Here is a 25,458-nt window from a genome sequence, read left to right on the forward strand (position 1 = left end):
TATATGATAAAAACATTTAAAAGGAAACAATAAGTCACCAAAATAAGTAAAATATATATACAATAAGTGATGGGAAAATATAAGAGATATTCACTTTATCAAGCATTTTAAATAAGTCACCCTTAAGAAATTTAATACATATAATGATGTAAGGTGTCGTATAGATACTTTAATTAATAAAAGGAGGCTTATTTTGTGAACTCTGAAGAGAAAAATAATAGAATAGAAGGTTATGAAGAATATGAAGATTATATGTTAATGGATAGGATTTCTAAAAGATCTCCTTTTTACAATTTGAATAAGAGTGTTGAAAGAAAGTACAATAAAAATTGTAAAGAAGAAGAAAAAAAATATAATAAAAAGTCAGACGAGAGTAGTGAAAAATGCGAAGTAACAGAATCAAATAACAGTACTAAAAGCAATGTCAATCAAAATGATAAAGAAGAAGAAAAAGATCACAACAAAAAATCAGACGAGAGTAGTGAAAAGTGCAAAGTAATAGAATCAAATAATAGCACTAAAAGTAATGTCAATCAAAATGATAAAGAAGAAGAAAAAGATCACAATAAAAAATCAATCGAGAGTAGCAATAGATATAAAGCAACAGGCTTGCATAACAATACTAGAAGTAATGGTAATAAAAACTATAAAGAAGAAGAGCACAACAAAAAGTCAGGAAAGAAAATTGACACAAACAAGTTGGTAGAATTATTACTACAATATATCAATAATAAGAAAATTAATCCATTAACTATAATGAACTTAGATGACGATACAAAAAATATATATCCAAAATCTAATTTAGAAGATATAAATGCACTAGAAGGTTTATTATCAAATATGTTAATGAGTGATTATAAACTAAACGAAAGTAATAATAACTCAATTGGCGAAATTATAAAACTAATGAATGGAGGGATGTCAAAAATGAATTCAAATTATGGGAATAGAGAAAATAATAAAAATAATGAAGATATAAACGAAAATATAAAAAGAATACTAGAAAGAGTAAATATAGATGAATTAAAACAAGAAGTAGAAGGAAAATCTATGGATGGAATTATAGAAATGGCTAAAAAAGTATCATCAAGTATGAACTTCGATAATAGACAAAATGAAGAAAAGAAATCAAATGTGAATAATGATGTAAGTAATATATTAGAAGAAATAGATATAAATAAACTAAAACAAGAAGTAGAAGGAAAATCTATGGATGAAATTATGGAAATGGCTAAAGAAATAGCATCAAATATAAATTTTGATAATGGACAAAATGAGAAAAGTAAACCAAATATGAATAATGATGTAAGTAATATATTAGAAGAAATAGATATAAATAAACTAAAGCAAGAAGTAGACGGAAAGTCTATGGAAGAAATTATGGAAATGATAAAAAAGATATCTAAAAAATAATTGCATATATAAAAATAAGACACCTATTATATTGTAGGTGTCTTTTATTAATTAATATATATTATAATTTATACTAAATTAAGCAATCATCGTGTCTTTTTTTGTTACAGCAGAATAAAAGGATTATTATTATAAATATAAAGCATTTATTATTATCACAGTCGAAGTCGAAGTCGCAGTCAAATCCATTGTTACAAAGTAATAAAAGGAATATTATTAAAAAGTTATCATCACAAAAACAATTATTTTTTCCAAACATATTAAAACCTCCATTATATTTTTATTTAAGATTTAAATTAAAAGATATAATTTTTTATATCTAATAAATAATATGTATTAAATGCAGAAAAAGTTACTAATTTCGACAAAAAATTGGAGCGAATTAATTATGTAGTAAATTCAAGTAAAAATATAAAAAATAATTGTATATATAAAAAAGGCACCTATGATATAATAGGAGCCTTTTGTTAATTAATATATATTATAACTTATATTATCTTAGCAATCATCATGTCTTTTTTTATTACAGCAGAATAAAAGGATTATTATTATTATAAATATAAAGCATTTATTATTATCACAGTCGAAGTCGAAGTCGCAGTCAAATCCATTGTTACAAAGTAATAAAAGGAATATTATTAAAAAGTTATCATCACAAAAACAATTATTTTTTCCAAACATATTAAAACCTCCATTAATTTTTATTTAAGATTTAAATTAAAAGATATAATTTTTTATATCTAATAAATAATATGTATAAAACATAGAAAAAGTTACTAAATTCGACAAAATAATTAAAATAAATTAATGGATTATGTAATAAATTCAAATAAAAATATACATAAAAAAGGCACCTACAATAGGTGCCTTTTATTAATTAATAGATATATAACTTATATTATCTTAAGCAATTACCATGTCCTTTTTTATTACAGAAGAATAAAATAATTATTATAAATATAAAGAATCCATTTTTATCGTTGCATTTATCATGGTGACCACATTCATCATTATGATTCCATTTATCATCACAGTCGCAGTCGAACCCATCGTTACAAAGTAATAAAAGTAATATTATTAAAATATTATCATCACAAAAACCATTATTTTTACCAAATATATTTAAACCGCTTCCAAACATACTAAAACCTCCATCGTATTTTTATTATTTAAATTTCAAATTAAAAGATATATTTTCATATATCTAATAAATAATATGTATAAATAACAGAAAAAGTTACTAATTTCGACAAAATAATTAGAGTGAATTAATGAATTATGTAATTAATTCAAATAAATGTATATAAAAATGAGGCACCCATAATATAATAGGTGCCCCTTGTTAATTAATAGATATTATAAATTATATTATCTTAAGCAATTGCCATGTCCTTTTTTATTACAGAAGAATAAAAGGATTATTATAAATATGAAGAATCCATTTTTTTTGTCGCATTTATCATGGTGATCCCATTTATCATGATGATTGCATTTATCATGATGATCCCATTTATCATGACGGTCGCAGTCGAATCCATCGTTACAAAGTAATAAAAGTAATATTATTAAAAAGTTATCATCACAAAAACCATTATTTTTTCCAAACATATTAAAACCTCCACTATATTTTTATTATTTAAGATTTAAATTAAAAGATATATTTTCATATATCTAATAAATAATATGTATTAAATACAGAAAAAGTTACTAATTTCGACAAAATATTTAAAATTATATTACATGAGTATTTAACAACGTATCAATACCTAATGTAAGTCTAGTATAAAAGTAAAATAGAATTTATTATATTTCGATATATAACGAGAATATTAAAAAATAATTTACAAATTAAATGTATTAATTAGACAATACACTTAAGAATAGTTTTTACTAAAAGTGTGCTAACTTAAGTAGTACATATTAGAAATAAAGTTAAAAAAATTTTAATCTAAGTGTACTACGTAAATAATACACTAAAAAGGAGTCAAATTGGATTTAAAAATAGATAACAAATTTTCTATATATACTCAGATAATAAAATATATAAAAAGAAAAAAAGTAATAGGAAAACTAAATTCTGGAGATATAATACCATCAAGAAGAGAGATGGGATTAGAACTTAATGTAAATTTAAATACAGTACAAAAGGCATATAAGGAGATGGAGGAAATGGGAATAATAAATACATTTAAAAACTATCAAAGCACTATAACGATAGATGAAAATATACTTAAAAATATAAAATCAGAATTAATAAATGAATCTCTAAATGAATTTATAGAAAATATGAAAGCAATAAATGTAAGTAAGGAAGAGGTACTACAAATAATTAAAGAAAAATTTTAGGTAGAGATTATCATAGAAGTAAAAAATGTAACTAAAATATATAAAAAGGGAAAATAACAGTATTACTTGGAATAAATGGTGTGGGTAAATTAATAATATTAAAATATATAAGTGGTCTTACTAAAACAGACAAAGATGAAACACTATGTAGTTAAGATTAAATTTTAATATGAAGATAAATTCATATTAAATATATCAATTTATTGACAATAAATATGTTATATTGGTTATAATTATATGATAGGTAAAAAATAATCATCTATTAGAAGGTAAATTTAATTAGGAGGAATCACAAAGTAAATGAAAGTTGAATGGAATAACAAATATACTACTATATCGGTGTATGCGATTATAGTTATATGCTGTAGTTTATTGTTTTTTAATATATTAGACAAACTACCAGCATTTACTGAAAACTTAAGTTGGGTTATGTCAACATTACAACCTTTTGTTATAGGATTTGTAATAGCATATTTACTTAACTTTATACTAGTATTTTTTGAAGAAAAAATTTTAGTGTTTGATTCAATTAAAAACATGAAACAAAAAGGTAAAAGAGCTATAAGTTTATTATTAACTTACACAACAGCTTTTATAATACTTTATTTATTTATACAATTTGTGTTACCACAGTTAGTAGACAGTGTGGTAGGACTTGTTAATGACATACCAACATATGTAAATAATGTAACTGTATTCATAGAAAGTCTAACTAAAAATATAGATTTAAACAATGAATATATGACTATAGCTGTAGGTAAGTGGAACGAATTTATAGACTATACTATAAAAATAATATCTAATTTAATTCCGGTACTTGGAGGCATGTTAAAAACTACTGCATCAGGTGTTTGGAATATAGTATTAGGCTTAATAATATCTATTTATATGTTAATAGATAAGGAAAAGTTCTGTGGACTTAGCAAAAAAGTAACTTATGCGATATTTAATAAAGCACGTGCTGACAAAGCTATTGAGTTAACAAATAGAGCTAATGATACATTTGGTAAGTTTTTAAGTGGAAAGATAATAGATTCAGCTATAATAGGTGTATTAACTTTCATTGTACTTACAATATTTAAAATGCCATATACATTACTTATATCAGTAATAATAGGTATAACTAACATAATACCATTCTTTGGGCCGTTCTTTGGAGCTATACCTTCAGTTATAATAATAATGTTTGTATCTCCAATTAAAGCATTATGGTTTATATTAATAATAATTATTATACAACAATTAGATGGTAATGTAATAGGACCTAAGATATTAGGAGATTCAATAGGAATATCAGCATTTTGGATATTATTCTCATTATTAGTAGCAGGAAAGTTATTAGGATTAGTTGGAATGATAATAGGCGTTCCTTTATTTGCTTGGCTATACTCTATAGTAAAAGAGATAGTGGAATATAGATTAAAGAAAAAAGGGCTGCCAGAAGATACAGAAAAATATATGTAATGCAAAGAGGCTGTTGTAGAATGATTAAATCTAATCATTTTGCAACAGCCTCTTAAATGTTATAAATTCTGAGAGTAACGTAATAACATTTATATTATTGACAAAAAGAATATAAATATACATAAAAAAATAATTTACTTGATTGAGTCAATTATACATTGTATAATGGAGGAAAAGCTTATTTTATATAAGAGTACTTAGCTATAAATTATTAATCATAATAATCACATCATTAGGAGGAAAAGTCTTATGAGTAGGGAGTTAGAATTAGAAGACAACGAAATAGTAAGAGCTAGTATGAAGTGTTATAGGAAAGTAAGCAATACTGAATTAGTATTAAATTTTTTAACCAATATGTTTGTAGCGAGTCAATCACTAGTTGCAGCAGGAGAAATCGTTAATGAATACATAGTTACATTAACAGATAAAAATTTATACTTAGAAGGAATATATCATGTACCATTAGGGGGATTATCCGAGGGAAACAATTTATCAAAGATACCCTTAAAAAATGTTGAGGATTTTATTGTAGAAGAAAAGGGGAAAGAAGAGTTAGTTACAATATTAGTAAGTAAAGGTAAAAATTTAAAATTAATACGTAAAAACAATGGTTGGACAAATGATGCTATGAAGATTAAAGAGCTATATTTTTAATATAAAAAAGAGCTATCTAATATTAGATGGCTCTTTTTTATGATTTATAATTATGATATAATAAGACAAAATTAAAATATATAAAGAAAGGAAGAGTTATGGCAGAAATAACTATAAAACTTACAAGAGATAATTTTAATTTTAGATTTAAGCAGTATGAAGGAATGTTTTTTAATGCAAGTATAAATGAAGGTAATGAAGTTGTAAGATATAAAATAACTAAAGATAAAGAAGGAAAAGAACTTAAGGAATTTGGTAATACACATATAAAAGAAAATCATATGTTGTATATACCTCAAATTGAAGCATATATAGATTTAAAAACATTAAAATAGAAAATACCCCACTTAAAGTAAATCAAGTGGGGTATTTTCTATTTTAGATAAACATTCTATAAACTAAAAGTATTATAAATAGTACAAGTGCTATCTTAAAGACTAATCCACCTAAAAACTTAATTGCTTTTATAGCGATACCAATTAATACAATAGCCATAACTATTTTAAAAATTAAATCTATATTCATAAAATCACTCCTATTTACTAAGTTATAAATATTTATTAAAAAACATTATAATGCTAATACATAAATGAACAAGCCACTTAAACTCATAATAAATATAATTTATACATAAATTATATAAGATATTAGTATGCATGGCTATACACTACATAAAAATTAATTAAATATATCTACTATTACAATATTATTACAGAAAGACAAAAAATTAGCTAAAAATTGTAAGTTTGTTATATAATATATAATTATTAAAACAGATTACTAAAATAAAAGTAAAGTTTAAATAGGGAGTTAAATATGAGAAGTACAAAATTTTCAATACAAAATATAAAAAATATTCCAAAAGACCCAGCAATACATCATACTAAAGCAAGTTTGCTTGAGAAAATGGGTAAAATAGATAAAGCTATAGAAGTATATATAAAATCTGCAGAAGAAGGATATGTAAAATCTCAATATGCATTAGGTAATATATTTGAATCTAGAGGTCAATACAATGAAGCAGAAAAGTGGTATTCTATGGCATTTAGGAATGGACAAGAAGAAGCTGCTCTTAATCTAGGCAATATATATTTTATATCTAATGCTTATGAATATTCACTTTATTGGTATGAAAAATTGGCTATTTTAGGAGATCTACAAGCCCAAAATAATTTAGGAGTTGTTCATTATAAGCTTAAAGATTATATAAGAAGTGAAAAGTGGTTAAAAGAAGCAGCTAAAGGTAATTTTGGTTTAGCTTGCTTTAATCTAGGTATACTTTATGATAAATTAGGAAAAAAAGAAGAATCTATTGAATATTATAAGAAGGGTTCAGTATTATTAAATGAAGAATCTAAGTATAATTTAGCGATAATAAACTATATAGATGGTGATGATAAGTCAGCAATAAGCTTATATAAACATTTACATAAAGTAGGAAATTTAAAAGGGTGCTTTAATATAGGTCTTATAATGGAGATTAATGAAGAATTTGAAGAGGCCGAAAGATATTATATAAAAAGTGCTGACAAAGGTTGTACAAAGTCTCAATATAGATTGGCATATATATATGATAGAGATGAAGATGATAAAAATGCTATAGAATATTATGAAGAAAGTATAAAAAATGGATGTGCTTTAGCAAGTTATAGATTAGGAAACTTATATAATAGAAATAATGATATAGAAAATGCTAAAAAGTATTATGAGATAGCATCAAATTCAGATATAATAGAAGCTAAAAATAATTTAGCAGGTTTATATTTTGAAGAAGAGGATTATGAAACAGCGAAAAAATATTATGAGGAATGTATAGAAGGAGGATTAATAGAATCTATTGAAAATATGGGTGATTTATATCATAAGATAAATGATATAGACAATGCCATATCTTGTTATAGAAAAATAGAAAATAAGTTATCATGTCAAGTTAAGCTTGGGAAGATATATGAAGATAAGTGTGATTTTGAGAAAGCTTTAATGTGGTATAAAAGAGCTAGTGAAAATCAAGATGTAGAATCTAGCTATAAAGCAGGATGTATATATGAAGCTAATAATGATATAGAAAATGCTAAGAAGTATTTTAATATTGCCATATTAAAAAATCACATAAATTCAAGAATACATTTAGGTAGAATATACTTTGCAGAAGAAAATTATGAAGAAGCAAAGAAAATGTTTGAAACACCAGCGAATGATTCAAATATATATTCACAACACATGCTAGGTCTTATATATGATATTTTCTATAAAGACTATACAAATTCAAAGTATTGGTACGAAAAGGCTAGAAACCAAAAGTGCGAAGAATCTATATATAACTTAGGGCAATTAAGTCTAAAATTAAATGAAGATGAAGAAGCTAAAAAATACTATAAAGAAGGTTTTAATTTAGGAAATAAAAAATGTGAATACATGCTAGCTGGTATATATTATAAGAAAAGTTTAGATATGTATAAAAGTCTAGCAGAAGAAGAATATGATAATTCTAAGCAAATATTAAAGACAATGCCAGATCTGAGCATAAACTTTGATGAAGTACTTACTCCGCCATTTAAAGAAATTGATTTAAATGAGGAAGAAGAAGAGTATGTACCAATATATATATTAGAAAAAGATGAGAATTTAAAATTACAATTTGAAAAACCATTAGAAGAAATGATAATAGATAAATAATAGAAAAAAATACCTCAAAGTAAAATATATTACTTTGAGGTATTTTTACCTTGAAACTAAATATATCATATATATAAAATATGTAGTTATTAAAAATAAACTTTCGTACTTTGTTATTTCTTTATCTTGAACAACAAATATATAAGAAAGTATTATAGCGCATATCATAAATATACTATCCAATATTAGTGCAGGCTCTAGAGATAAAGGAGAGATAAATGCTGATGCACCTAAAATAAATAAAATATTAAATATATTAGAACCAATTACATTCCCAACAGCAATATCGTTTTCACCTTTAGTGGCTGCAATAACAGATGTAATAAATTCTGGTAAAGAAGTACCAAGTGCTACAACTGAGATACCAATTAAGTGATCACTTACGCCAAAGGAATAAGCTATATTAGTTGCACAACTTACAACCATTTTCCCACCAATTATAATAGCTATAAGACCAACTCCTGAAATTAATAAAGACTTAGCTAAAGAATTATCTATAGATATAGAGGCTATATTTGTATTTGCTTCTAAAAATTCATAACTTTCTTTTAGTGACAAGTTTCTATTTCTTAATGCTTCTTTTATCATATCATATAAAAATAGTAAAAATAACAATAAAAGTATCATACCATCAATACGACTTATAGTTAAGTCTATTGACAAGTATAAAGCTATCATAGAGGTAATTATAAGTATTGGCATCTCCTTTTTTACTATTGATTTTCTAACCTGTAAATTTTTAATAAAAGCAGTTGTACCTAAAACCATCAATATATTAAATATATTAGAGCCAATAATATTTCCTAGAGATAAACCATTTTGATTATCTATAGAAGCTATTATACTAACTGAAACTTCAGGTAATGATGTACCAAAAGCTACAATAGTAAGTCCAATTAAAATTGGAGGAATTTTTAGTATAGTGGCAATATCTGATGAACCGTCAACAAAGTAGATAGCCCCTTTTATAAGCAGTAAAAAACCGAAAATTAGTAATATGTAATTCATACAATTACCTCCCAAAAATAAATAAGTAAATATAAGTTCACGCAACTTTATAATAAAAAACCTCCAAGGTAGAGCATGTCTGCCTCGAAGGTCTTGATTTATAAAAAACTTGTTAATCAAGTTATTTTACAAGGGTTCTATAATATATGAAAATTATATTATAGAATATATTAAAATTAATTGTTATATTATAATAGCTTATTTCTAGACATAAAGAATGTAACAACTAAGCAAATTAAAGCAGTAATAACCATTACAATCCAAAATCCATTAATATGATTTGCATAAGGAATACCTCCAACGTTCATTCCAAAGAAACCAGATACAATAGTAGGTATAGTAGTTATAAGAGTAACAGATGTTAAAAACTGCATAACATTATTTTGATTATTACTAATAATAGCACTAAAAGCATCCATAATTCTACTTAATATATCTCCATATATAGTGGCCATCTCTAAAGCCTGTTTATTTTCAACTATAACATCTTCTAGCAAATCTTCATCGTCAGAGTATTTTTTTATACTAGTAGTACGAACCATTTTATTTAAAACTAGTTCTATAGCTTTTAAAGAAGTAGAAAAATAAACTAATGATTTTTCAAGTTCTAGAAGCTGTATAAGTTCTTTATTTTTCATAGATTTAGTAACTTCTTTTTCTATAACGGTAGTTATTTTATTTATTTTTCTTAGATAATATAAATAATAACTAGCATTTTTATGAAGAATTTGAAGTATAAACCTAGTTTTTTTATAAGTGTAAAATTCTTTTATATGGCCTACAATAAAATCATTTATAATTTTAGTTTGAGCAGAACATACAGTAAGTATTGCATTTTCACACATTATTATACCAATAGGAATAGTAGTATAATGAGTTGAATTTACATCACTTTCATCAACTGGGATATCAATAAGTATAAGTGTATGATTATCTTCGACATCTATTCTAGAGCGTTCCTCCTCATCAAGAGCAGATCTTACACTATCTTCATCTATATTTAATAAATCAACTATCTCACTTATTTCATTTTGATTAGGTTCAACAAGATTTATCCAACAGCCATTTTCAAATGAATTTAACTTTTCTAATTTGTTGTCAATAGTCTTATAGTATCTTATCATGGCAACACATCCTTTATTCAATTTTATATAAATCTTATCACTTAGTATTATTAATTAAATGACTGATTTATATAAGAAGATAAGTAAATTAGCCATTTAAAAGATAATAATAAGTGATGCTTTTTAAATCAATATCCCCCAAAGGACTTTGATCCATTTTCCATCACTCTCCTATTAAAAATAATATTAAAAATTTTATATCCTTTAAATAGGATACCTTGTTATCAAACATAAATCAAGTTTTCAGTTAAAAATATATTAAAAAAATAAAGAATATAGCATGATTTATTTGATTAATAATAAAAAATTGTAATATATAGGAAAAATTATTAAATATAATATAAGTAGATAATATTTTTAGAGGGGGAGGAAGTAATATGAGATATAGAGAAATCGGAAATACTGGTGAAAAAGTGTCTATATTAGGATTTGGGTGTATGAGGTTTCCATTAAAGGATAATAAAATAGACAAGAAAAAATCAAGGGAAATGCTTATATATGCAATAGATAACGGTATAAATTATATAGATACAGCATACCCATATCATAATGGAGAAAGTGAAATATTTGTAGGAGAAGTATTAAAAGATGGATATAGAGAAAAGGTTAAATTAGCGACAAAGCTACCTTCATGGCTAGTAAATAAAAGAGAAGATATGTATAAATATATATATGAACAATTAGAAAAATTACAAACTGACTATATAGACTTTTATTTAATACATAATCTAAATAAGAAAGATTATACTAGATTAAAGGAAAATGGGTTATTTGATTTTATAAAAGATATAAAAGAAAGAGGAATAGTAAAACATATTGGTTTTTCATTTCATGATACATTAGATGTATTTAAAGAAATAGTAGATGACTATGACTGGGAATTTGCCCAGATACAGTATAATTACATAGATGAAGATTATCAGGCAGGTACAGATGGACTTATGTATGCTCGAGAAAAAGGATTAGGTATAGTTATAATGGAACCGCTTCGAGGAGGAGCATTAGTAAATAATTTATCTAGTGATATAACAAATATAATTAATAATAGCTTAACTAGTAGAAATGCTGTAGGATGGGCTTTTAAGTTTTTATATGATAAGAAAGAGATAGATGTAGTTTTAAGTGGAATGTCAAGTTTAGAACAAGTTGTAGAGAATATAAATATAGCTTCTAAGGAAGGTATAAAAGAATCTATGAGTAAATATGAAAAAGAAACGATAAAAGAGCTTAGAGATATGTTTAAATCCAAAATAAGAGTAAATTGTACTGGATGTAAATATTGTATACCATGTCCAAACAGTGTTAAAATACCAAACTGCTTTGAATTATTAAATAATGCATTCATGTTTAATGATATAGGAAAAAATAAAGAACAATACAATATGTTTTTAGTAGGGTCGGGAAATGATGCAAAAAAATGTGTAGAATGTGGATTATGTGAAGAGAAATGTCCTCAACATATAAATATAATAGAAAAGTTAAAAGAAGTTAAAGATACATTTAAATGATAAAAATATATTAGTTTTAGAAAATAAAAATAGACTAACATATGTTAGTCTATTTTTATTTTAAATTTTTAGCTTTAGAATTAGGAAATAGCCCTAGATTTAGGAGTGTAAGAGCATTTAAATACAATTAAAGCTAAAATTTAATTATCTATAACTTAGAAGTTAATTCTCTTATAACCTCATCAACAGAAGATAATTTATCTACTTTGTAGGCATTTTCACCACAAAATAGCAATCCATTATCAACATCTCCTTTTACTGCATTTATAAGAGCTTCTGATATACAATAAGGAGTAGTTTTAGGATTACAAGGAATTAAACAATTATAGCATTTAGTTATTTTAGGTGATGATATAGAATTACGTTCTATAAATTTATTGTGTATTGCACGACCAGGCATTCCAACTGGACTTACAACTAAATTTATATTGTCTTTAGTAGAATTTATATAGGTTTGTTTAAATTCATAAGATGCATCACACTCATAAGTTGCAACAAATTTTGTACCTACTTGTACACCACTAGCACCTAGATTTATATATTTTAAAACATCATCAGCACTGAATATGCCGCCAGCGGCTACCACTGGTATTTCTTTATTATATTTAACACTATAAGCTTTGGTAATTTTTAGTATATCTACAAATTCTTTATCATAATTAATGCTATCTATATTTTCTAGTTCACTTTTTTTGTAACCTAAATGACCTCCAGCTTTTGGACCTTCAACTATTATTAAATCAGCTGTAGTTTTGTCTTTTTTGTCCCACATTTTTAGGATAACACTACAAGCTTTAGCAGTTGAGACTATTGGTGCAATTTTTACTTTAGAGCCTTTAATTAAAGAAGGTAATTTAATAGGAAGACCAGCCCCAGATATTATAAGGTCAACACCAGAGGAAATAGCTTCCTTTACATGTTCTTCGTAGTAGTTCATAGCTACCATTAGATTAACACCTATTATTCCTTTATTAGAATTTTCTTTAGCTTTTATTATATGACTTCTAAGGGCCGATAAGTTAGCTCTTAGAGGGTTATATTCAAAATCTTTTTCATCATAGCCAATTTGTACGCCAGATATAACTCCTATACCACCAGCACGACTTACAGCAGCTGCAAGGGAAGATCTAGATACTCCTATACCCATTCCACCTTGTATTATAGGAACTTTAGCTATTAAATCTCCAATTTTTAATGCTTTAATAAAAAACGCCTCCTTAATATAAAAAAATTATATCAAATATTAATACCAGGTACTAATAATATTATATAATAAATTGTAAGAAAATAACAAGTAAATTTTTAGAAAAATAAAGATATTGTATAATGATATATTATAAAAATTTAAAAAGGTTACAATATTTAAACTATAAATAAATAATAAAAAAGTACTATAATGTATACATAGTAAAAAATAGGAAAAACTAATGAATATACATGAAATTTCAAAATAAATTCATAAATACTTCATATATTAAAGATATAATATAAGCAAAGGAGTGATAGATATGGGTATAATACTTATAACAGCAGTAATAGTTTGTGTTATGTATGGATTAACATTCTTATCATGTTTAAGCGAGAATCACATACTAGATGATATAAACCAATAGACGACATAAAATAAAATATTAAATAGATATAGAATAAACATAAAAAAGAAGTTTGCTATAAAAATAGCAAACTTCTTTTTTATAAAAGACAAATTAAGTATAAATTAGATATAATAGTGGATAATTAGATAACAAAAATTAAAAAATATATAATACAAAGTAAAAAGGGAGACTTAATATGAAAACAATAGGTATAGTTACAGATGGATTATCCACATTAGAGGTCTTTTTAAACAACAATATAAAGATGATATTCAAAGACAAATTAAAAATAAACAATTATTTTTTTAATAATCTACAAAAAGGTCAAAAAATCGATGATGATATAATTCTTGTCATGCTTAGAGATAGGTCTATAAAACTAAAAAATTATATAGATGATAGCAAGAAAATAATAATAATAAATAGAAGTGTAAAGCAAAAAGATATATACAGACTGTTTTCACTACCTAAAAATATAGATGTGTTAGTTGTAAACGATAACAAGGAAACAATACTTGAAACTATATCCATGCTATACCACATAGGTATAAATCACTTAAATTTAATTCCCTATGATAAAGAAAAAGAATACAAGGATATTAAAGTTTGTGTAACTCCTGGTGAAACACACTTAGTTCCTGATTATATAGAAGAAGTAATTGATATAGGGCATAGATTTATAGACATATCTACATTTCTACAAATAATAACCAAACTAAAAATCGATGAAAAAGAAGTAACACAAAGACTAATAAAATACTCTGAAGAAGTTATTAGTATACATTCAGGAATAAATCATACCTATAAAAATCTTACAGTAGAAAATGATGAGCTAAAATCTATTATAAAGTTATCTAAAAATGGTATGATATTACTTTCAAATGAAGGTATTATAAAAGTCCTTAATGAAAGTGTGAAAAATATTTTAGATATAAAAGAAGATATAATAGGTAAAAACATTAAAAATTTAGATGATAAAGAATTAAAAGATATATTAAATAAAGATAAGACAAAAGATGATAATGTTATTAAATATAAAGATAAGTATATAACAATAAACAAGCACACAATAAATAGCTTTGGTAAAAATATAGGGTCATATTTTTGTATACAAGAGGTAACTTATATAAAAAAATTAGAACAAAATTTAAGTAAAGTTCTTAAAGATAAAGGTCAAGTAGCTAGATATACTTTTGATGATATTAAAACTAATTCTATAAATATGGAAAATACAAAAAAGTTAGCCAGAAAGATATCTAAATCAGATTATACAGTTTTAATAACTGGTGAAAGTGGAACTGGAAAAGAGTTGTTAGCTCAGTCTATACATAATGATTCAAATAGAAGTAAACAACCTTTTATAGCTATAAACTGTGCTGCTATGCCTGAAAATTTATTAGAAAGTGAGTTATTTGGATACGAAGAAGGAGCATTTACTGGTGCATTAAAAGGTGGTAAAAAAGGACTATTTGAACAAGCTCATAATGGAACTATATTTTTAGATGAAATAGGGGATATGCCTATGTATCTTCAAACAAAGTTACTTAGAGTACTTCAAGAAAATCAAATTATGCCAGTTGGAGGACAAAGCGTAATAGATATTGATGTTAGAGTAATAGCAGCAACAAATAGAGATTTGCTTAAAATGATAAAAGAAGAAAAGTTTAGGGCAGATTTATATTATAGAATAAATGTATTACCTATACACATACCTCCACTTAGAGAGAGAAAAGAAGATATAGATATGATGCTTAAACATTTTATAAAAAGAAAAATTAAGGTAAGTGAAGATGTAAAAATTATAATAAATGATTATGATTGGCCAGGTAATATAAGAGAGTTAAGAAATACAGCTATGTATATAGATACTATGGCATCAAAAGATGAAGTTACTACAAATGATTTACCTCATAATCTAACTAATATAAAAAAGGATTATAAAAAAGATATAGATTATATAAAAAATAGAACATCTTTAGAAAAGACAGTAAAGGTAATGAAATGTATCAAAAATCATAATGACTTAAATAAATCATTAGGAAGAAGTGCTATACTTAAAGAACTTATAAAAGAAGATATACTAATAAGTGAAGGTGAAATTAGACATATATTAGAAGTATTAAAAGGAAGAAATATTGTAGTATCAAAAAGTGGTAGGAAAGGAAGCGAATTAAGTCAAAAGGGAATAGAGGTGCTTAAGTTATTAAAATAGGCAGTTAAGTAGGCAGATTTAACTGCCTATTTAACCTATAAATATATTTTAACATTATGTATTATTTAATAAGTAAAGTAAAAGTTTTCCTAAAACGAATATTGAAAAAATTTTTATGATTATTGCTATTTTTCTATTGAAAATATTCATGAAACTAGACTAAATTAACTCATAAAATGAGTGTATACCTTTATTAGAAGAACATCTGAAAATGTATAAAATTAAAAAATATATTAAGTTAATGGACTTAAAAATTATACAAAATATCTAAATATAAAAAAATAAAATACAAATTTGGCATAGTGTTTGCTTAAAGTAATTGATGTACAAAAGATTATAGTTATAATCTAAAAATAATAGAAGAATTGGAGTGCATTAATTTATGACAAACAAAAAGCCTATAGTAGGTATATCAGGTAGCCTTATAATAGATGAAGGAGGAATGTTTCCAGGATACGAAAGAGCATATGTAAATAATGACTATGTTCAATCAGTCGCTATGTGTGGGGGTGTACCTTACATAGTTCCAATGGTTTATAATGATGAAATAATAAGAGAACAAGTAAAAAATATAGATGCTCTTATTTTATCTGGAGGGCATGATGTAAATCCCTTAAATTGGGGAGAAGAACCACATCAAAAATTAGGTGGAATATTACCTAAAAGAGATGCTTATGATTTTAAATTATTAAAATATGCCTTAGAAATGAAGAAGCCAATTTTAGGTATATGTAGAGGAGAACAAGTTATAAATGTATGTGAAGGAGGTAGCTTATATCAAGACTTATCTCTAATAGATGGATGTTATATAAAGCATAATCAAGGTCATTTATCAAATGTAGCTACACATACAGCCATAATAAGAGAAGGTACGAAGTTACATAATATATTAGGAGAAAGTGAGATACATGTTAATAGTTTTCACCATTTAGCTGTAAATGAGTTAGCTAATGGATATATAGTTTGTGCAGAATCTAAAGATGGAGTAATTGAAGCTATAGAAAAAGAAGGAGAAGAATTTGTATTAGGAATTCAATGGCATCCAGAAATGATGACAAAGGATTATCCTATCATGCAAAAGCTATTTAAGGCATTAATAACAGAAGCAACTAAATAATTATAAATATATATTTTGGTGGAGGAAGACTATGGAAAGTAGTAAAAAATTAGGTTTTTGGAGTATAGTACTTCTAGGCATTAACTCAATCATAGGTTCAGGTATATTTGGATTGCCAGGAGAGGCATATAAAATGATAGGACCTGCAAGTATTGTTGTACTAGTATTTTGTACAGTACTTGCAGTATCTATAGCGCTTTGTTTTGCTGAGGCAGGAAGTTGGTTTGATGAAAATGGTGGACCATATCTTTATGCTAAGGAAGCGTTTGGTCAATTTATAGGTTTTGAAGTTGGATTTATGAAGTGGGCTATAGGTATGATAGCTTGGGCAGCTATGGCAAACTTTTTTGCAATAACGATTTCTACTGTTTGGCCTCAAGCAGCAGATCCATTTACTAAAAATGTTATAATAGGTGTAGTATTAATAGGTCTTGGAATAGTAAACATAATGGGTGTACAAGCATCAAAAGTTTTAAATGATATAATAACTATAGGTAAACTTGTTCCATTAATATTCTTTATAGTTGTAGGAATTTTCTTTGTAAAAGGTGGTAACTTTAAACCGTTTGTAATTGTACCATCTGGTGAAGCTACAACAACAGCATTTGTTGCAGCTGCAATATCATTATTTTATGCATTTACAGGATTTGAATCTTTGGCAGTTGCAGCAAAGGATATGGAAAATCCTAGGGAAAACGTTCCAAAAGCTTTAATTACAGTGATGGCAATAGTATCAATTGTATATGTGTTTGTTTTAGCTATAAGTGTTGGTGTATTAGGTCCTAAGTTAAGTGGAGCAGCAACACCTGTAGCAGATGCAGCTAAATCAATGGTAGGTAATATTGGAACTTATATAATAACAATAGGAACAGTAATATCTGTTGGTGGTATAAATATAGCAGCATCTTTCTTAACACCAAGATCAGGGGTTGCATTAGCTGAACAAGGATTAGTTCCAAAGTGCATAGCTAAAAATAATAAAAAAGGTGCTCCATATATAGCAATAATAATAACAGTTGTTGGAACTCTTTTAATAGCTTGGTCAGGTTCATTTAAATTTTTATTACAAATAAGTGTTATATCTAGATTTATACAATATATACCAACATGTATAGCAGTATTAGTATTTAGAAAGAAATATAAAGATAAGCAAGTAAGATTTAGAATACCAGGTGGAGCATTTGTACCAATATTTGCAGTATTAATTAGTTTATGGCTATTAATAGAAGCAGGAATTAGTGACCCTATGAAGATAGTATGGGGACTAGGTGGATTACTAATAGCTGTACCATTCTATTTCTATATGACTAAAGTGTATAAAGTTAAAAATGTTGAATAATAAATAGTATCTAGAATTAATATTTTAGAAATATAAAAAAGAACACTTTAGAGAATTACTAAAGTGTTCTTTTTATAAACTATTTATTAGCTTGTCTAGATTTGTTGTATTTTAATCTATCATGCTCATTTAAGAATTTCTTTCTAAGTCTTATAGCATCTGGAGTTATTTCAACTAACTCATCATCTTCTATAAATTCTAAAGCTTCTTCTAATGTGAATGTTCTAGCAGCTTGTAACTTAACTGCTTCATCAGTACCAGAAGCACGAACGTTAGTTAATTTCTTATTTTTACAAGGGTTAACAGTCATGTCATCTTTTCTAGAGTTCATACCTATTATCATACCTTCGTAAACTTCAACAGCAGGGTCAACAAACATTTGAGCTCTTTCGCTTAATGCATTAAGAGCATAAGCCATAGTAGTACCAGCTGTTTGAGCTATTAAAACTCCGTTAGTTCTTCCAGGTATTTCACCTTTATGTTCTTCATATCTCTCAAATGATCTAACTAAAGAACCTTCTCCACGAGTATCGTTTATGAATTCACTTCTGTATCCAAGTAATCCTCTTGTTGGAGCGATGAATGTTATTTTAACATAGTCACCTTCTATTTCCATAGCTTCCATCATTGCTTTTCTTAGGTTTAATTTATTTATTACAGTTCCTGAGTAAACTTCTGGACAGTTAACTATAACTCTTTCCATTGGCTCTAATAACTTACCATCTTCTTTTATAAATAAAACTTCTGGTTTAGAAACACCTATTTCGTATCCTTCACGTCTCATGTTTTCTAAAAGGATAGATAAGTGAAGCTCTCCACGTCCTGATACTCTGTATCCATCAGTTGTGTCTAATGGCTCAACTTTAAGACCAACATTAACTTCTAATTCTTTGTCTAATCTATCTTTTAAGTGTCTTGTAGTTACGAACTTACCACTTTTTCCGCAGAATGGAGAGTCATTAACTAAGAAGTTCATAGATAAAGTAGGTTCTTCTATGTGTATCATTTCCATTGGAATTGGATTGTCACTATCACATATAGTTTCACCTATAGATATATCACTTATACCAGCTATAACAACTATATCTCCAGCATAAGCTTCATCTTTTTCAACTTGGTTTAATCCTTCATAAACTGTAAGCTTAGATATTCTTCCTTTAGCTACTGAACCATCAGCTTTACATATAGAAACTTGAGAACCATTTTTTATAGTTCCTTTGTAAACTCTACCGATTCCAAGTCTACCTACATAGTCATCATAAGCAAGTGCAGATATTTGTAATTGAAGAGGTTCTTCACTGTAATCAGGGTATGCTTCAACATGTTCAACAACAGTTTCAAATAATGGAGCTAAGTTAGTACTTTCATCGTCCATTTCTTTCTTAGCTATACCTTGTTTAGCTATACCGTATATTATTGGGAATTCACATTGCTCATCAGTTGCGTTTAAGTCAACGAATAAGTCAAATACTTCATCAACAACTTCTTCAGCTCTTTGATCTTGCTTGTCTATCTTGTTTATGAAAAGTATTGGTCTAAGTCCAGCTTCTAAAGATTTTTGTAAAACGAATCTTGTTTGAGGCATTGGTCCTTCACTAGCATCAACTAGTAATATAACTGTATCAACAGTCTTTATAACACGTTCAACTTCAGAAGAGAAGTCACTATGTCCTGGTGTATCTACTATATTTATCTTGTAGTCCTTATAGTTTATAGAACAGTTTTTAGAATATATTGTTATACCTCTTTCTGCTTCAAGGTCATTACTATCCATTACACAGTCTTTAACTACTTCATTATCTCTAAATGTTCCAGATTGATGTAAGAAAGCATCAACTAAAGTTGACTTACCAGCATCAACGTGGGCTATAACCGCTATGTTTATTATTTTGTTTTTTGACATTGAATATGCTCCTTTCGCATTAAAATAACTTATTTAGTATAGCACAGTATAACTGTGTATACAAGATACTAAAACTTAAAATAAAAGTATAACAATGAATATATTTTATGTAAAAAAAAATAATTTAAAGTTAATTTTAAAGATAAAAAATAAAAGTTAGTTTTTTTATCTAAGGGAAAATGTTTGTGGTAAAGGGTAGATATGTATTAAAAATTTTGAATAGAATTTAGATTGCATTTTTTAGTTTAATGAAAATAACAATGAGGAAATCAATAAATACAAATAAAAAATATTAATTAAATGAAAAAATCCTACCTATTTATATAGGTAGGATTTTAATGTCTAAAATATGTCTAAAAATTATTATAATATAAATTTAAAAATCTTAGTTAATATTAAATTATTTTTTGAATATTCCAAATGGCTTACCAACAGGTAAAAATACTCTTCCAAAATGAGCATTCAGTACTGAAGCAGCAGAACCATAGAATGAGAATACTGCTATAAGCATTTCTGAGTATGCAGCAAATGTATGAGTTGCTTCTGACATTATACCGAATGAACTTAAAGTAAGCCCTATAAATAAGCAGTCTATAAGTACAAATATTATAAATAATACTTTATGTGTCTCCATTGCACCTATAGTCATATATAAAGTAAATATTAGGTAACCTAAGTATGCAAAACCTAATTGCTTAACATCTATAGTAGAAGCTAAAGCTTGTCCAAATACTCCATTTTGAATTAACCATACTAATCCAACTGAGTACCAGAAAAATGCATATCCACCAAATGCAGTAGCTCCAAATGTATTGTTATGTTTAAAATCGTTTATACTTGCCATTAATTGGGCAGATGCTCCTAAAAATATTGCCCATGGGATAACAAAAGATACACCAGAAGTTAATCCTAACTTTTGAGATGATGCAACTAATGTTATCATTGCTAATCCAAAAAGCCCTAATGCTGAAGGATCAGCAGTTACAACTTTAACTTTAGTTTCGTTCATGATTTCCTCCAAAAAAATTTATTTATAATTATATAAGTTCATCTTTGTATACAATATACTTTATTCATAACAAAGACTAAACTATAATAACATCTTTATTGACAAAAACGCAAGAGAAAATTCAAAAAAATTCAAATTGAATAAAATTTATAAAAATATACAAATGTTTACTGTATATTTTTATAGGGTAATAATAATTTAAAATAATTAATTAAATAAGGAGAATGAAAATGATTAGAGTGTGTCCATATTGCTCAAACGTTGATGTTAATAAATTAAAAGAAATAGCTGGAGAAGAAAATGTAAGTACAGGATGTATAGGTGTTTGTAGAATGTATTCAAAAGAGGCTGTAGCTAAGATTGATGGAAATCTTGTTATAAAGCAAACAGAAAAAGAGCTATTTGATATGATAAAAAAATAAAAAAATACCATGATTAATCATGGTATTTTTTATGCTTAAGGAAATTATGATACTTTAAAAACTGTGTATAATTATTGTAGTCAAGTAATACCAATAAGTTTAGTTGATCGAAAAAAAGATATTTTGAGCAACTGATGAAGTCATTGGCGACACGAAGTGTTTCTCTGACACGTCGCTTAGGCGAAGTAAATTTTTTATCATATATAAAAGGAAAGGGATATATATAAATTAATTAATATATATAATTCAGAAAATCGATAAAAAAATCTATCTATAAATATACAATATAAATTAAAACAAAAACATGGGAAATATTAGTGTGGGTAATATGAACAAAGAAGGCAAAAACAGTTCTTGGAATTACATTTATCTCGTCACTTATGTTGGTAGGATGTAGCTCCACTAAAACTTCAAATGTTGATCAATTTGTAGTACTACAAAATTAAAATGCAAGAATGAATATAAATCTATCAATAGATAATATATATTTTAAGATATCAAAAGGATTTAATACGATAGTAAACTTATACGAAAGTAGTGAAGTAGATAGAGTTGGTGGTCCAAAAATTAGAAACTGTATATAATTATAAAATTCCCCTTTATTTTTTAAAGGGGAATTTTATATAAAAATATATTTATTTGAGAATATATTCTTTGTGAAGTATCCAATTATTATCTATCCACTTATATATTGAAATATTATCAAAACTGCAATAGAAATCACAAGGGATATTATTTACATAATCCCACAGTTCATTAAACTTACTTCTTATTTTTTTAGAACTTATTGTAACATGGAATATTTTATCCTTACCATCATGGCTATCAAAGTTTATATAATTTATAGAGGAAAGTTCATCTATAAGTTTATCATGAACAAATTTAGCATCATTACTCATAAAAACTTTCATATATATAACTCGATCATCAAAATGATCATATCCATGTATTTCATAAGGTGTAGCATCATTAGAATTAGAAAATATATTTAATGTTTTTTCTAATTGCGAAATATCATCACTTTCAAAAGGGGATTTTATAGTAAAGTGAGCAGGCAGTTTAGAAGATTTAACACCAAACTTATCAAAGACATCCTTTCTTAAAGTGTTATTAAATTTGCCTGCATCTTTTTTTAAAACACTAACTATTACATATCTCAAATGTTTACCTCCAAGTATATTTATACTAATTTTTAACAAATATTTCATAAAGAATTCATATAAATATTATAAAATGAAATATAACATATATTTATATATTAAGTTAAAAGGTTACAGTATTTATACCAATTATAGTATAGACACATGTTATATATAAATATACAATATATTATAAGGTTATGATTATCAATGTATAATCACAATAATAAAAGGATGGGATGAAAAATGAGCTTTTTTAAAAGACTAAAAAATATAGTGGATGCAAAGGCTAACAAAGCGTTAGATAAGCATGAAAATCCAATTGAAATGTTAGAACTATCTATAACTAAAAAAGAAAAGTTATTACAAGATGCTAAAAAACAATGTGCAAACTTTATAGCATCAGTAGATGGAATTAGAAATGAGAAAAAAGATATACAAGAAAAAATAGATAAATATGAAGAAGCCACTAAAGTTGCTATACAAAAGGAAGACAATGAAAAAGCGCAAAACTTTGTAAAACAAAAATTAGAACTTCAAGGAAAATTAACTCAAACAGAAGCTAGAATAAAAGAACAAGATGAAAAAATACAACTTGTAAAAAATAAAATATCAGACTTAGAAATAGAAATATCTAAAATGAAATCTAAAAAGCAAGAATTAGCTACAAGACTTGATGTTGCTGAAATAAATAATGATATAAATGAGACATTAGCTGGTTTAAATGATGATCATGGTATAAACTTAGATGAACTGGAAAAGAAAGTTGTTCAAAAGGAAAGCTATGGTAAAGCATTAGAAGATTTAAAACCTAAAGACGAAGATGAACTTTTAGATGAATATATAAGTAGTTCTCCATCAGTTGATGATGAAGTAGCTAAAGAATTAGAAAGAATAAAAGAACAAATGAAAAAATAAGTAGATTATATTAATCTATTTAAATATTTGTAGATGAATGCTTCGTTTAAATACCAAATCATAAAAGTTGGTTATATAGACGAAGCAAATTTTTTTTATTAGTTAATGTAAGGGGTGCAAAGTTATGGCAAATGAAATAATACAAAGCGAAAAAGACAAATATAAAAAGATTTACTCAGATATAATGTTTTCTTATGATGACTTAAGACAAATGTTAGATGAAAATGAATTAAATAAAAGAACATTTATAAATAAAGTTGAAACATTAAAAGATTATATGGACTTTTTAGATAGATTAGAAAGTGAAAGTAAAAAAGATAAAGGCTTTTTTAAAAAATTATTCAGTAAAAGTGATGATATAGAATCAAAAATTAATAATTATTTAACTATAGATAAAAAAAGGGATATAGATAAACTACAAAAGTGTAGCAAATGTAAGTGTATAAATTGTGCATCAAATTGCATGGTTAATTCTTGTTTAAATTGTAGAGAAGAAGAATATGTATATGGATGTGATAAAAAAACTGATGCATTTACTAAAACAAAGGAAACTGTGACTTTATACGATGGTAATAAAGAAATAATATTTAATGTAGCAGGATACTTAATAGAAAAAAGTGATAGCAATATATTTAGATATGTATATTTAATTGATTCAAAAGACTATGATAATCAACATTTATTAAGATACTCTAAATTTAAAGGGGAAGAAAATTATGATTCTGTAATAGTTGATGATAGTCAAGATGAACTTATAAGACTTAATAATAAATTTATAGAACTAGGGCTTACAGTATAGTGAAGAAAAATAAGTTAAGATTATTTCCCCTATTATTAGTAGCTTTATTTACGTTTTTAGTTACATTTAATTCACTCTCAATGATAAAATCAGAGGCCTATGGGAAAGATTTAGGTGAAGTAGCTTACTCAAGAAGTAGGAGCTCTTTTCATTCAAGTAGTTCTAGTAAAAGTTACTCTAAGCCAAAGAGTATAAAGCCAAGTTCTGGTAGTTTTTCTAGTAAACCAAGTAGTAGCTTAAAGAGCAGTAAAAGTAGCAAACCACAAAGTACTATAAAGCCAGATTCAGGAGGCTTTACGACTAAGCCAAGTGATAACAGCAATATAGACAGTAAAACAGATAGCAAATCAAATAGCACTATAAAACCAGACTCAGGAAGTTTTTCTACAAAGCCTAAAAATGAAAGTAATGAAAATAATTCTAATACCAATAAAAAATATTATGACTATGATGAGCCTAAATCAAGTAGGCCTATATTTGGAGGAGGATATTATAGCGGAGGATTTAGTCCTTTTGGAAGAATGTTTTATAGTTTTTCAATGAGTTCGTGGATAGTAAAGCTAGTAGTTATATTAACTATAGTAGTAGTGTTATATATAGCAATAGATTTTATAAAAAATAGAAGAGACGGAGATTAATATTAGTAAAGAAAAAACAACCTATGGTAGATAATAAGTCTATACATAGGTTATTTTTTTACAGATAAGGATTTTTTAGTATAAAAGTATTGATAAAAAATAGGTTATAAAATGGATATTTTAAGTATAAGAGGAAATTATTATGATATTAGGAAAGTATATTTTTTATTTGTT

26 protein-coding genes are annotated in these 25,458 nt (G+C 25.9%); 15 read left to right on the forward strand and 11 right to left on the reverse strand.

Annotated elements, in window-relative coordinates; all coding sequences use genetic code 11:
* Positions 1-195 precede the first annotated feature (195 nt).
* Positions 196-1,413: a hypothetical protein gene (locus tag FRIFI_RS04150; RefSeq protein WP_166505067.1), complete on the forward strand. Its 1,218-nt coding sequence runs from the start codon at positions 196-198 to the stop codon at positions 1,411-1,413.
* Between the two features lie 73 nt (positions 1,414-1,486).
* Here FRIFI_RS04150 and FRIFI_RS04155 read toward each other — a convergent pair whose 3' ends face one another.
* The 4 genes from FRIFI_RS04155 to FRIFI_RS04170 form a co-directional block, all read right to left on the reverse strand.
* On the reverse strand, positions 1,487-1,672 hold the full coding sequence (locus FRIFI_RS04155; RefSeq protein WP_166505068.1) for a hypothetical protein: 186 nt from the start codon (positions 1,670-1,672) through the stop codon (positions 1,487-1,489).
* Between the two features lie 239 nt (positions 1,673-1,911).
* A complete protein-coding gene (locus FRIFI_RS04160; protein WP_166505069.1) occupies positions 1,912-2,094 on the reverse strand; it encodes a hypothetical protein in 183 nt (60 codons plus the stop codon).
* 217 nt (positions 2,095-2,311) lie between these two features.
* Complete coding sequence (locus FRIFI_RS04165) at positions 2,312-2,554, reverse strand: hypothetical protein (protein WP_166505070.1); 243 nt, start codon at positions 2,552-2,554, stop codon at positions 2,312-2,314.
* A gap of 227 nt (positions 2,555-2,781) precedes the next feature.
* Positions 2,782-3,021 (reverse strand): hypothetical protein, encoded by a 240-nt coding sequence (locus FRIFI_RS04170; protein WP_166505071.1) that lies wholly within the window; start codon positions 3,019-3,021, stop codon positions 2,782-2,784.
* Positions 3,022-3,402: 381 nt separating this feature from the next.
* Here FRIFI_RS04170 and FRIFI_RS04175 point away from each other — a divergent pair, with 381 nt between their 5' ends.
* The 4 genes from FRIFI_RS04175 to FRIFI_RS04190 all read left to right on the forward strand — a co-directional run bounded on the left by FRIFI_RS04175 (position 3,403) and on the right by FRIFI_RS04190 (position 6,212).
* The gene (locus tag FRIFI_RS04175) at positions 3,403-3,759 is read left to right on the forward strand and encodes a GntR family transcriptional regulator (RefSeq protein ID WP_166505072.1); all 357 of its coding nucleotides are present in this window, start codon (positions 3,403-3,405) and stop codon (positions 3,757-3,759) included.
* A gap of 300 nt (positions 3,760-4,059) precedes the next feature.
* Positions 4,060-5,223 carry an AI-2E family transporter gene (locus tag FRIFI_RS04180; protein WP_092926690.1) on the forward strand — a complete coding sequence of 388 codons (1,164 nt, stop codon included), beginning with the start codon at positions 4,060-4,062 and terminating at the stop codon, positions 5,221-5,223.
* Between the two features lie 249 nt (positions 5,224-5,472).
* Positions 5,473-5,877 (forward strand): hypothetical protein, encoded by a 405-nt coding sequence (locus FRIFI_RS04185; RefSeq protein ID WP_166505073.1) that lies wholly within the window; start codon positions 5,473-5,475, stop codon positions 5,875-5,877.
* Between the two features lie 107 nt (positions 5,878-5,984).
* Entirely contained in the window at positions 5,985-6,212 is a 228-nt protein-coding gene (locus FRIFI_RS04190; protein WP_166506227.1) for a hypothetical protein, read from the forward strand.
* A gap of 43 nt (positions 6,213-6,255) precedes the next feature.
* On the opposite strand, the gene FRIFI_RS04195 is transcribed toward FRIFI_RS04190, so the two are convergent.
* A complete protein-coding gene (locus tag FRIFI_RS04195; RefSeq protein WP_166505074.1) occupies positions 6,256-6,402 on the reverse strand; it encodes a hypothetical protein in 147 nt (48 codons plus the stop codon).
* Between the two features lie 291 nt (positions 6,403-6,693).
* Between FRIFI_RS04195 and FRIFI_RS04200 the strand changes: the two genes are divergently transcribed.
* Positions 6,694-8,553: an SEL1-like repeat protein gene (locus FRIFI_RS04200; protein WP_092926686.1), complete on the forward strand. Its 1,860-nt coding sequence runs from the start codon at positions 6,694-6,696 to the stop codon at positions 8,551-8,553.
* A 45-nt stretch (positions 8,554-8,598) separates the two neighbouring features.
* On the opposite strand, the gene FRIFI_RS04205 is transcribed toward FRIFI_RS04200, so the two are convergent.
* Together FRIFI_RS04205 and FRIFI_RS04210 are read right to left on the reverse strand one after the other, a co-directional pair.
* Positions 8,599-9,561, reverse strand: a complete 963-nt coding sequence (locus FRIFI_RS04205; RefSeq protein WP_166505075.1) for a calcium/sodium antiporter — start codon at positions 9,559-9,561, stop codon at positions 8,599-8,601.
* Between the two features lie 188 nt (positions 9,562-9,749).
* Positions 9,750-10,685 (reverse strand): magnesium transporter CorA family protein, encoded by a 936-nt coding sequence (locus FRIFI_RS04210; protein ID WP_092926682.1) that lies wholly within the window; start codon positions 10,683-10,685, stop codon positions 9,750-9,752.
* Positions 10,686-11,062: 377 nt separating this feature from the next.
* Here FRIFI_RS04210 and FRIFI_RS04215 point away from each other — a divergent pair, with 377 nt between their 5' ends.
* A complete protein-coding gene (locus FRIFI_RS04215; RefSeq protein WP_092926680.1) occupies positions 11,063-12,193 on the forward strand; it encodes an aldo/keto reductase in 1,131 nt (376 codons plus the stop codon).
* A 148-nt stretch (positions 12,194-12,341) separates the two neighbouring features.
* On the opposite strand, the gene FRIFI_RS04220 is transcribed toward FRIFI_RS04215, so the two are convergent.
* A complete protein-coding gene (locus tag FRIFI_RS04220; protein WP_166506228.1) occupies positions 12,342-13,397 on the reverse strand; it encodes an NAD(P)H-dependent flavin oxidoreductase in 1,056 nt (351 codons plus the stop codon).
* Positions 13,398-13,984: 587 nt separating this feature from the next.
* Between FRIFI_RS04220 and FRIFI_RS04225 the strand changes: the two genes are divergently transcribed.
* The 3 genes from FRIFI_RS04225 to FRIFI_RS04235 all read left to right on the forward strand — a co-directional run bounded on the left by FRIFI_RS04225 (position 13,985) and on the right by FRIFI_RS04235 (position 18,456).
* Positions 13,985-16,000 (forward strand): sigma-54 interaction domain-containing protein, encoded by a 2,016-nt coding sequence (locus tag FRIFI_RS04225; RefSeq protein ID WP_092926676.1) that lies wholly within the window; start codon positions 13,985-13,987, stop codon positions 15,998-16,000.
* A 382-nt stretch (positions 16,001-16,382) separates the two neighbouring features.
* Positions 16,383-17,117, forward strand: a complete 735-nt coding sequence (locus FRIFI_RS04230) for a gamma-glutamyl-gamma-aminobutyrate hydrolase family protein (RefSeq protein WP_092926674.1) — start codon at positions 16,383-16,385, stop codon at positions 17,115-17,117.
* 31 nt (positions 17,118-17,148) lie between these two features.
* Complete coding sequence (locus FRIFI_RS04235; RefSeq protein WP_092926672.1) at positions 17,149-18,456, forward strand: APC family permease; 1,308 nt, start codon at positions 17,149-17,151, stop codon at positions 18,454-18,456.
* 79 nt (positions 18,457-18,535) lie between these two features.
* Here the strand turns inward: FRIFI_RS04235 and typA are convergent, their stop codons facing one another.
* On the reverse strand, positions 18,536-20,359 hold the full coding sequence (gene typA / locus FRIFI_RS04240; protein ID WP_092926670.1) for a translational GTPase TypA: 1,824 nt from the start codon (positions 20,357-20,359) through the stop codon (positions 18,536-18,538).
* A 400-nt stretch (positions 20,360-20,759) separates the two neighbouring features.
* Entirely contained in the window at positions 20,760-21,368 is a 609-nt protein-coding gene (locus tag FRIFI_RS04245; protein ID WP_092926668.1) for an acetate uptake transporter, read from the reverse strand.
* Between the two features lie 230 nt (positions 21,369-21,598).
* On the opposite strand from FRIFI_RS04245, the gene FRIFI_RS04250 reads away from it, so the two are divergent.
* Both FRIFI_RS04250 and FRIFI_RS15225 read left to right on the forward strand, forming a co-directional pair.
* Positions 21,599-21,790, forward strand: a complete 192-nt coding sequence (locus tag FRIFI_RS04250) for a DUF1450 domain-containing protein (protein ID WP_092926666.1) — start codon at positions 21,599-21,601, stop codon at positions 21,788-21,790.
* A 455-nt stretch (positions 21,791-22,245) separates the two neighbouring features.
* The gene (locus FRIFI_RS15225; RefSeq protein ID WP_271891992.1) at positions 22,246-22,374 is read left to right on the forward strand and encodes a hypothetical protein; all 129 of its coding nucleotides are present in this window, start codon (positions 22,246-22,248) and stop codon (positions 22,372-22,374) included.
* A 51-nt stretch (positions 22,375-22,425) separates the two neighbouring features.
* On the opposite strand, the gene FRIFI_RS04255 is transcribed toward FRIFI_RS15225, so the two are convergent.
* Positions 22,426-22,950 (reverse strand): 2'-5' RNA ligase family protein, encoded by a 525-nt coding sequence (locus FRIFI_RS04255; protein WP_092926664.1) that lies wholly within the window; start codon positions 22,948-22,950, stop codon positions 22,426-22,428.
* Between the two features lie 225 nt (positions 22,951-23,175).
* On the opposite strand from FRIFI_RS04255, the gene FRIFI_RS04260 reads away from it, so the two are divergent.
* The 3 genes from FRIFI_RS04260 (at position 23,176) to FRIFI_RS04270 (ending at position 25,284) form a co-directional block, all read left to right on the forward strand.
* The gene (locus FRIFI_RS04260) at positions 23,176-23,847 is read left to right on the forward strand and encodes a PspA/IM30 family protein (RefSeq protein WP_166505076.1); all 672 of its coding nucleotides are present in this window, start codon (positions 23,176-23,178) and stop codon (positions 23,845-23,847) included.
* Positions 23,848-23,971: 124 nt separating this feature from the next.
* Positions 23,972-24,646, forward strand: a complete 675-nt coding sequence (locus FRIFI_RS04265; protein WP_092926660.1) for a hypothetical protein — start codon at positions 23,972-23,974, stop codon at positions 24,644-24,646.
* Positions 24,647-24,726: 80 nt separating this feature from the next.
* Positions 24,727-25,284 carry a hypothetical protein gene (locus FRIFI_RS04270; RefSeq protein ID WP_166505077.1) on the forward strand — a complete coding sequence of 186 codons (558 nt, stop codon included), beginning with the start codon at positions 24,727-24,729 and terminating at the stop codon, positions 25,282-25,284.
* Positions 25,285-25,458: the final 174 nt, after the last annotated feature.

The organism is Romboutsia hominis, assembly GCF_900002575.1.
Taxonomy (GTDB): domain Bacteria; phylum Bacillota; class Clostridia; order Peptostreptococcales; family Peptostreptococcaceae; genus Romboutsia_C; species Romboutsia_C hominis.

Excerpts from the sequence above, each read along its gene's own strand:
- FRIFI_RS04210 (WP_092926682.1), bottom strand. The coding sequence starts at position 10,685 with ATGATAAGATACTATAAGACTATTGACAACAAATTAGAAAAGTTAAAT.
- FRIFI_RS04265 (WP_092926660.1), top strand. The coding sequence starts at position 23,972 with ATGGCAAATGAAATAATACAAAGCGAAAAAGACAAATATAAAAAGATT.
- FRIFI_RS04195 (WP_166505074.1), bottom strand. The coding sequence starts at position 6,402 with ATGAATATAGATTTAATTTTTAAAATAGTTATGGCTATTGTATTAATT.
- FRIFI_RS04225 (WP_092926676.1), top strand. The coding sequence starts at position 13,985 with ATGAAAACAATAGGTATAGTTACAGATGGATTATCCACATTAGAGGTC.
- FRIFI_RS04180 (WP_092926690.1), top strand. The coding sequence starts at position 4,060 with ATGAAAGTTGAATGGAATAACAAATATACTACTATATCGGTGTATGCG.
- FRIFI_RS04235 (WP_092926672.1), top strand. The coding sequence starts at position 17,149 with ATGGAAAGTAGTAAAAAATTAGGTTTTTGGAGTATAGTACTTCTAGGC.
- FRIFI_RS04230 (WP_092926674.1), top strand. The coding sequence starts at position 16,383 with ATGACAAACAAAAAGCCTATAGTAGGTATATCAGGTAGCCTTATAATA.
- FRIFI_RS04245 (WP_092926668.1), bottom strand. The coding sequence starts at position 21,368 with ATGAACGAAACTAAAGTTAAAGTTGTAACTGCTGATCCTTCAGCATTA.
- FRIFI_RS04200 (WP_092926686.1), top strand. The coding sequence starts at position 6,694 with ATGAGAAGTACAAAATTTTCAATACAAAATATAAAAAATATTCCAAAA.
- FRIFI_RS04270 (WP_166505077.1), top strand. The coding sequence starts at position 24,727 with ATGATAAAATCAGAGGCCTATGGGAAAGATTTAGGTGAAGTAGCTTAC.
- FRIFI_RS04185 (WP_166505073.1), top strand. The coding sequence starts at position 5,473 with ATGAGTAGGGAGTTAGAATTAGAAGACAACGAAATAGTAAGAGCTAGT.
- FRIFI_RS04250 (WP_092926666.1), top strand. The coding sequence starts at position 21,599 with ATGATTAGAGTGTGTCCATATTGCTCAAACGTTGATGTTAATAAATTA.
- FRIFI_RS15225 (WP_271891992.1), top strand. The coding sequence starts at position 22,246 with ATGAATATAAATCTATCAATAGATAATATATATTTTAAGATATCAAAA.
- FRIFI_RS04170 (WP_166505071.1), bottom strand. The coding sequence starts at position 3,021 with ATGTTTGGAAAAAATAATGGTTTTTGTGATGATAACTTTTTAATAATA.
- FRIFI_RS04215 (WP_092926680.1), top strand. The coding sequence starts at position 11,063 with ATGAGATATAGAGAAATCGGAAATACTGGTGAAAAAGTGTCTATATTA.
- FRIFI_RS04155 (WP_166505068.1), bottom strand. The coding sequence starts at position 1,672 with ATGTTTGGAAAAAATAATTGTTTTTGTGATGATAACTTTTTAATAATA.
- FRIFI_RS04165 (WP_166505070.1), bottom strand. The coding sequence starts at position 2,554 with ATGTTTGGAAGCGGTTTAAATATATTTGGTAAAAATAATGGTTTTTGT.
- FRIFI_RS04160 (WP_166505069.1), bottom strand. The coding sequence starts at position 2,094 with ATGTTTGGAAAAAATAATTGTTTTTGTGATGATAACTTTTTAATAATA.
- FRIFI_RS04205 (WP_166505075.1), bottom strand. The coding sequence starts at position 9,561 with ATGAATTACATATTACTAATTTTCGGTTTTTTACTGCTTATAAAAGGG.
- FRIFI_RS04260 (WP_166505076.1), top strand. The coding sequence starts at position 23,176 with ATGAGCTTTTTTAAAAGACTAAAAAATATAGTGGATGCAAAGGCTAAC.
- typA (WP_092926670.1), bottom strand. The coding sequence starts at position 20,359 with ATGTCAAAAAACAAAATAATAAACATAGCGGTTATAGCCCACGTTGAT.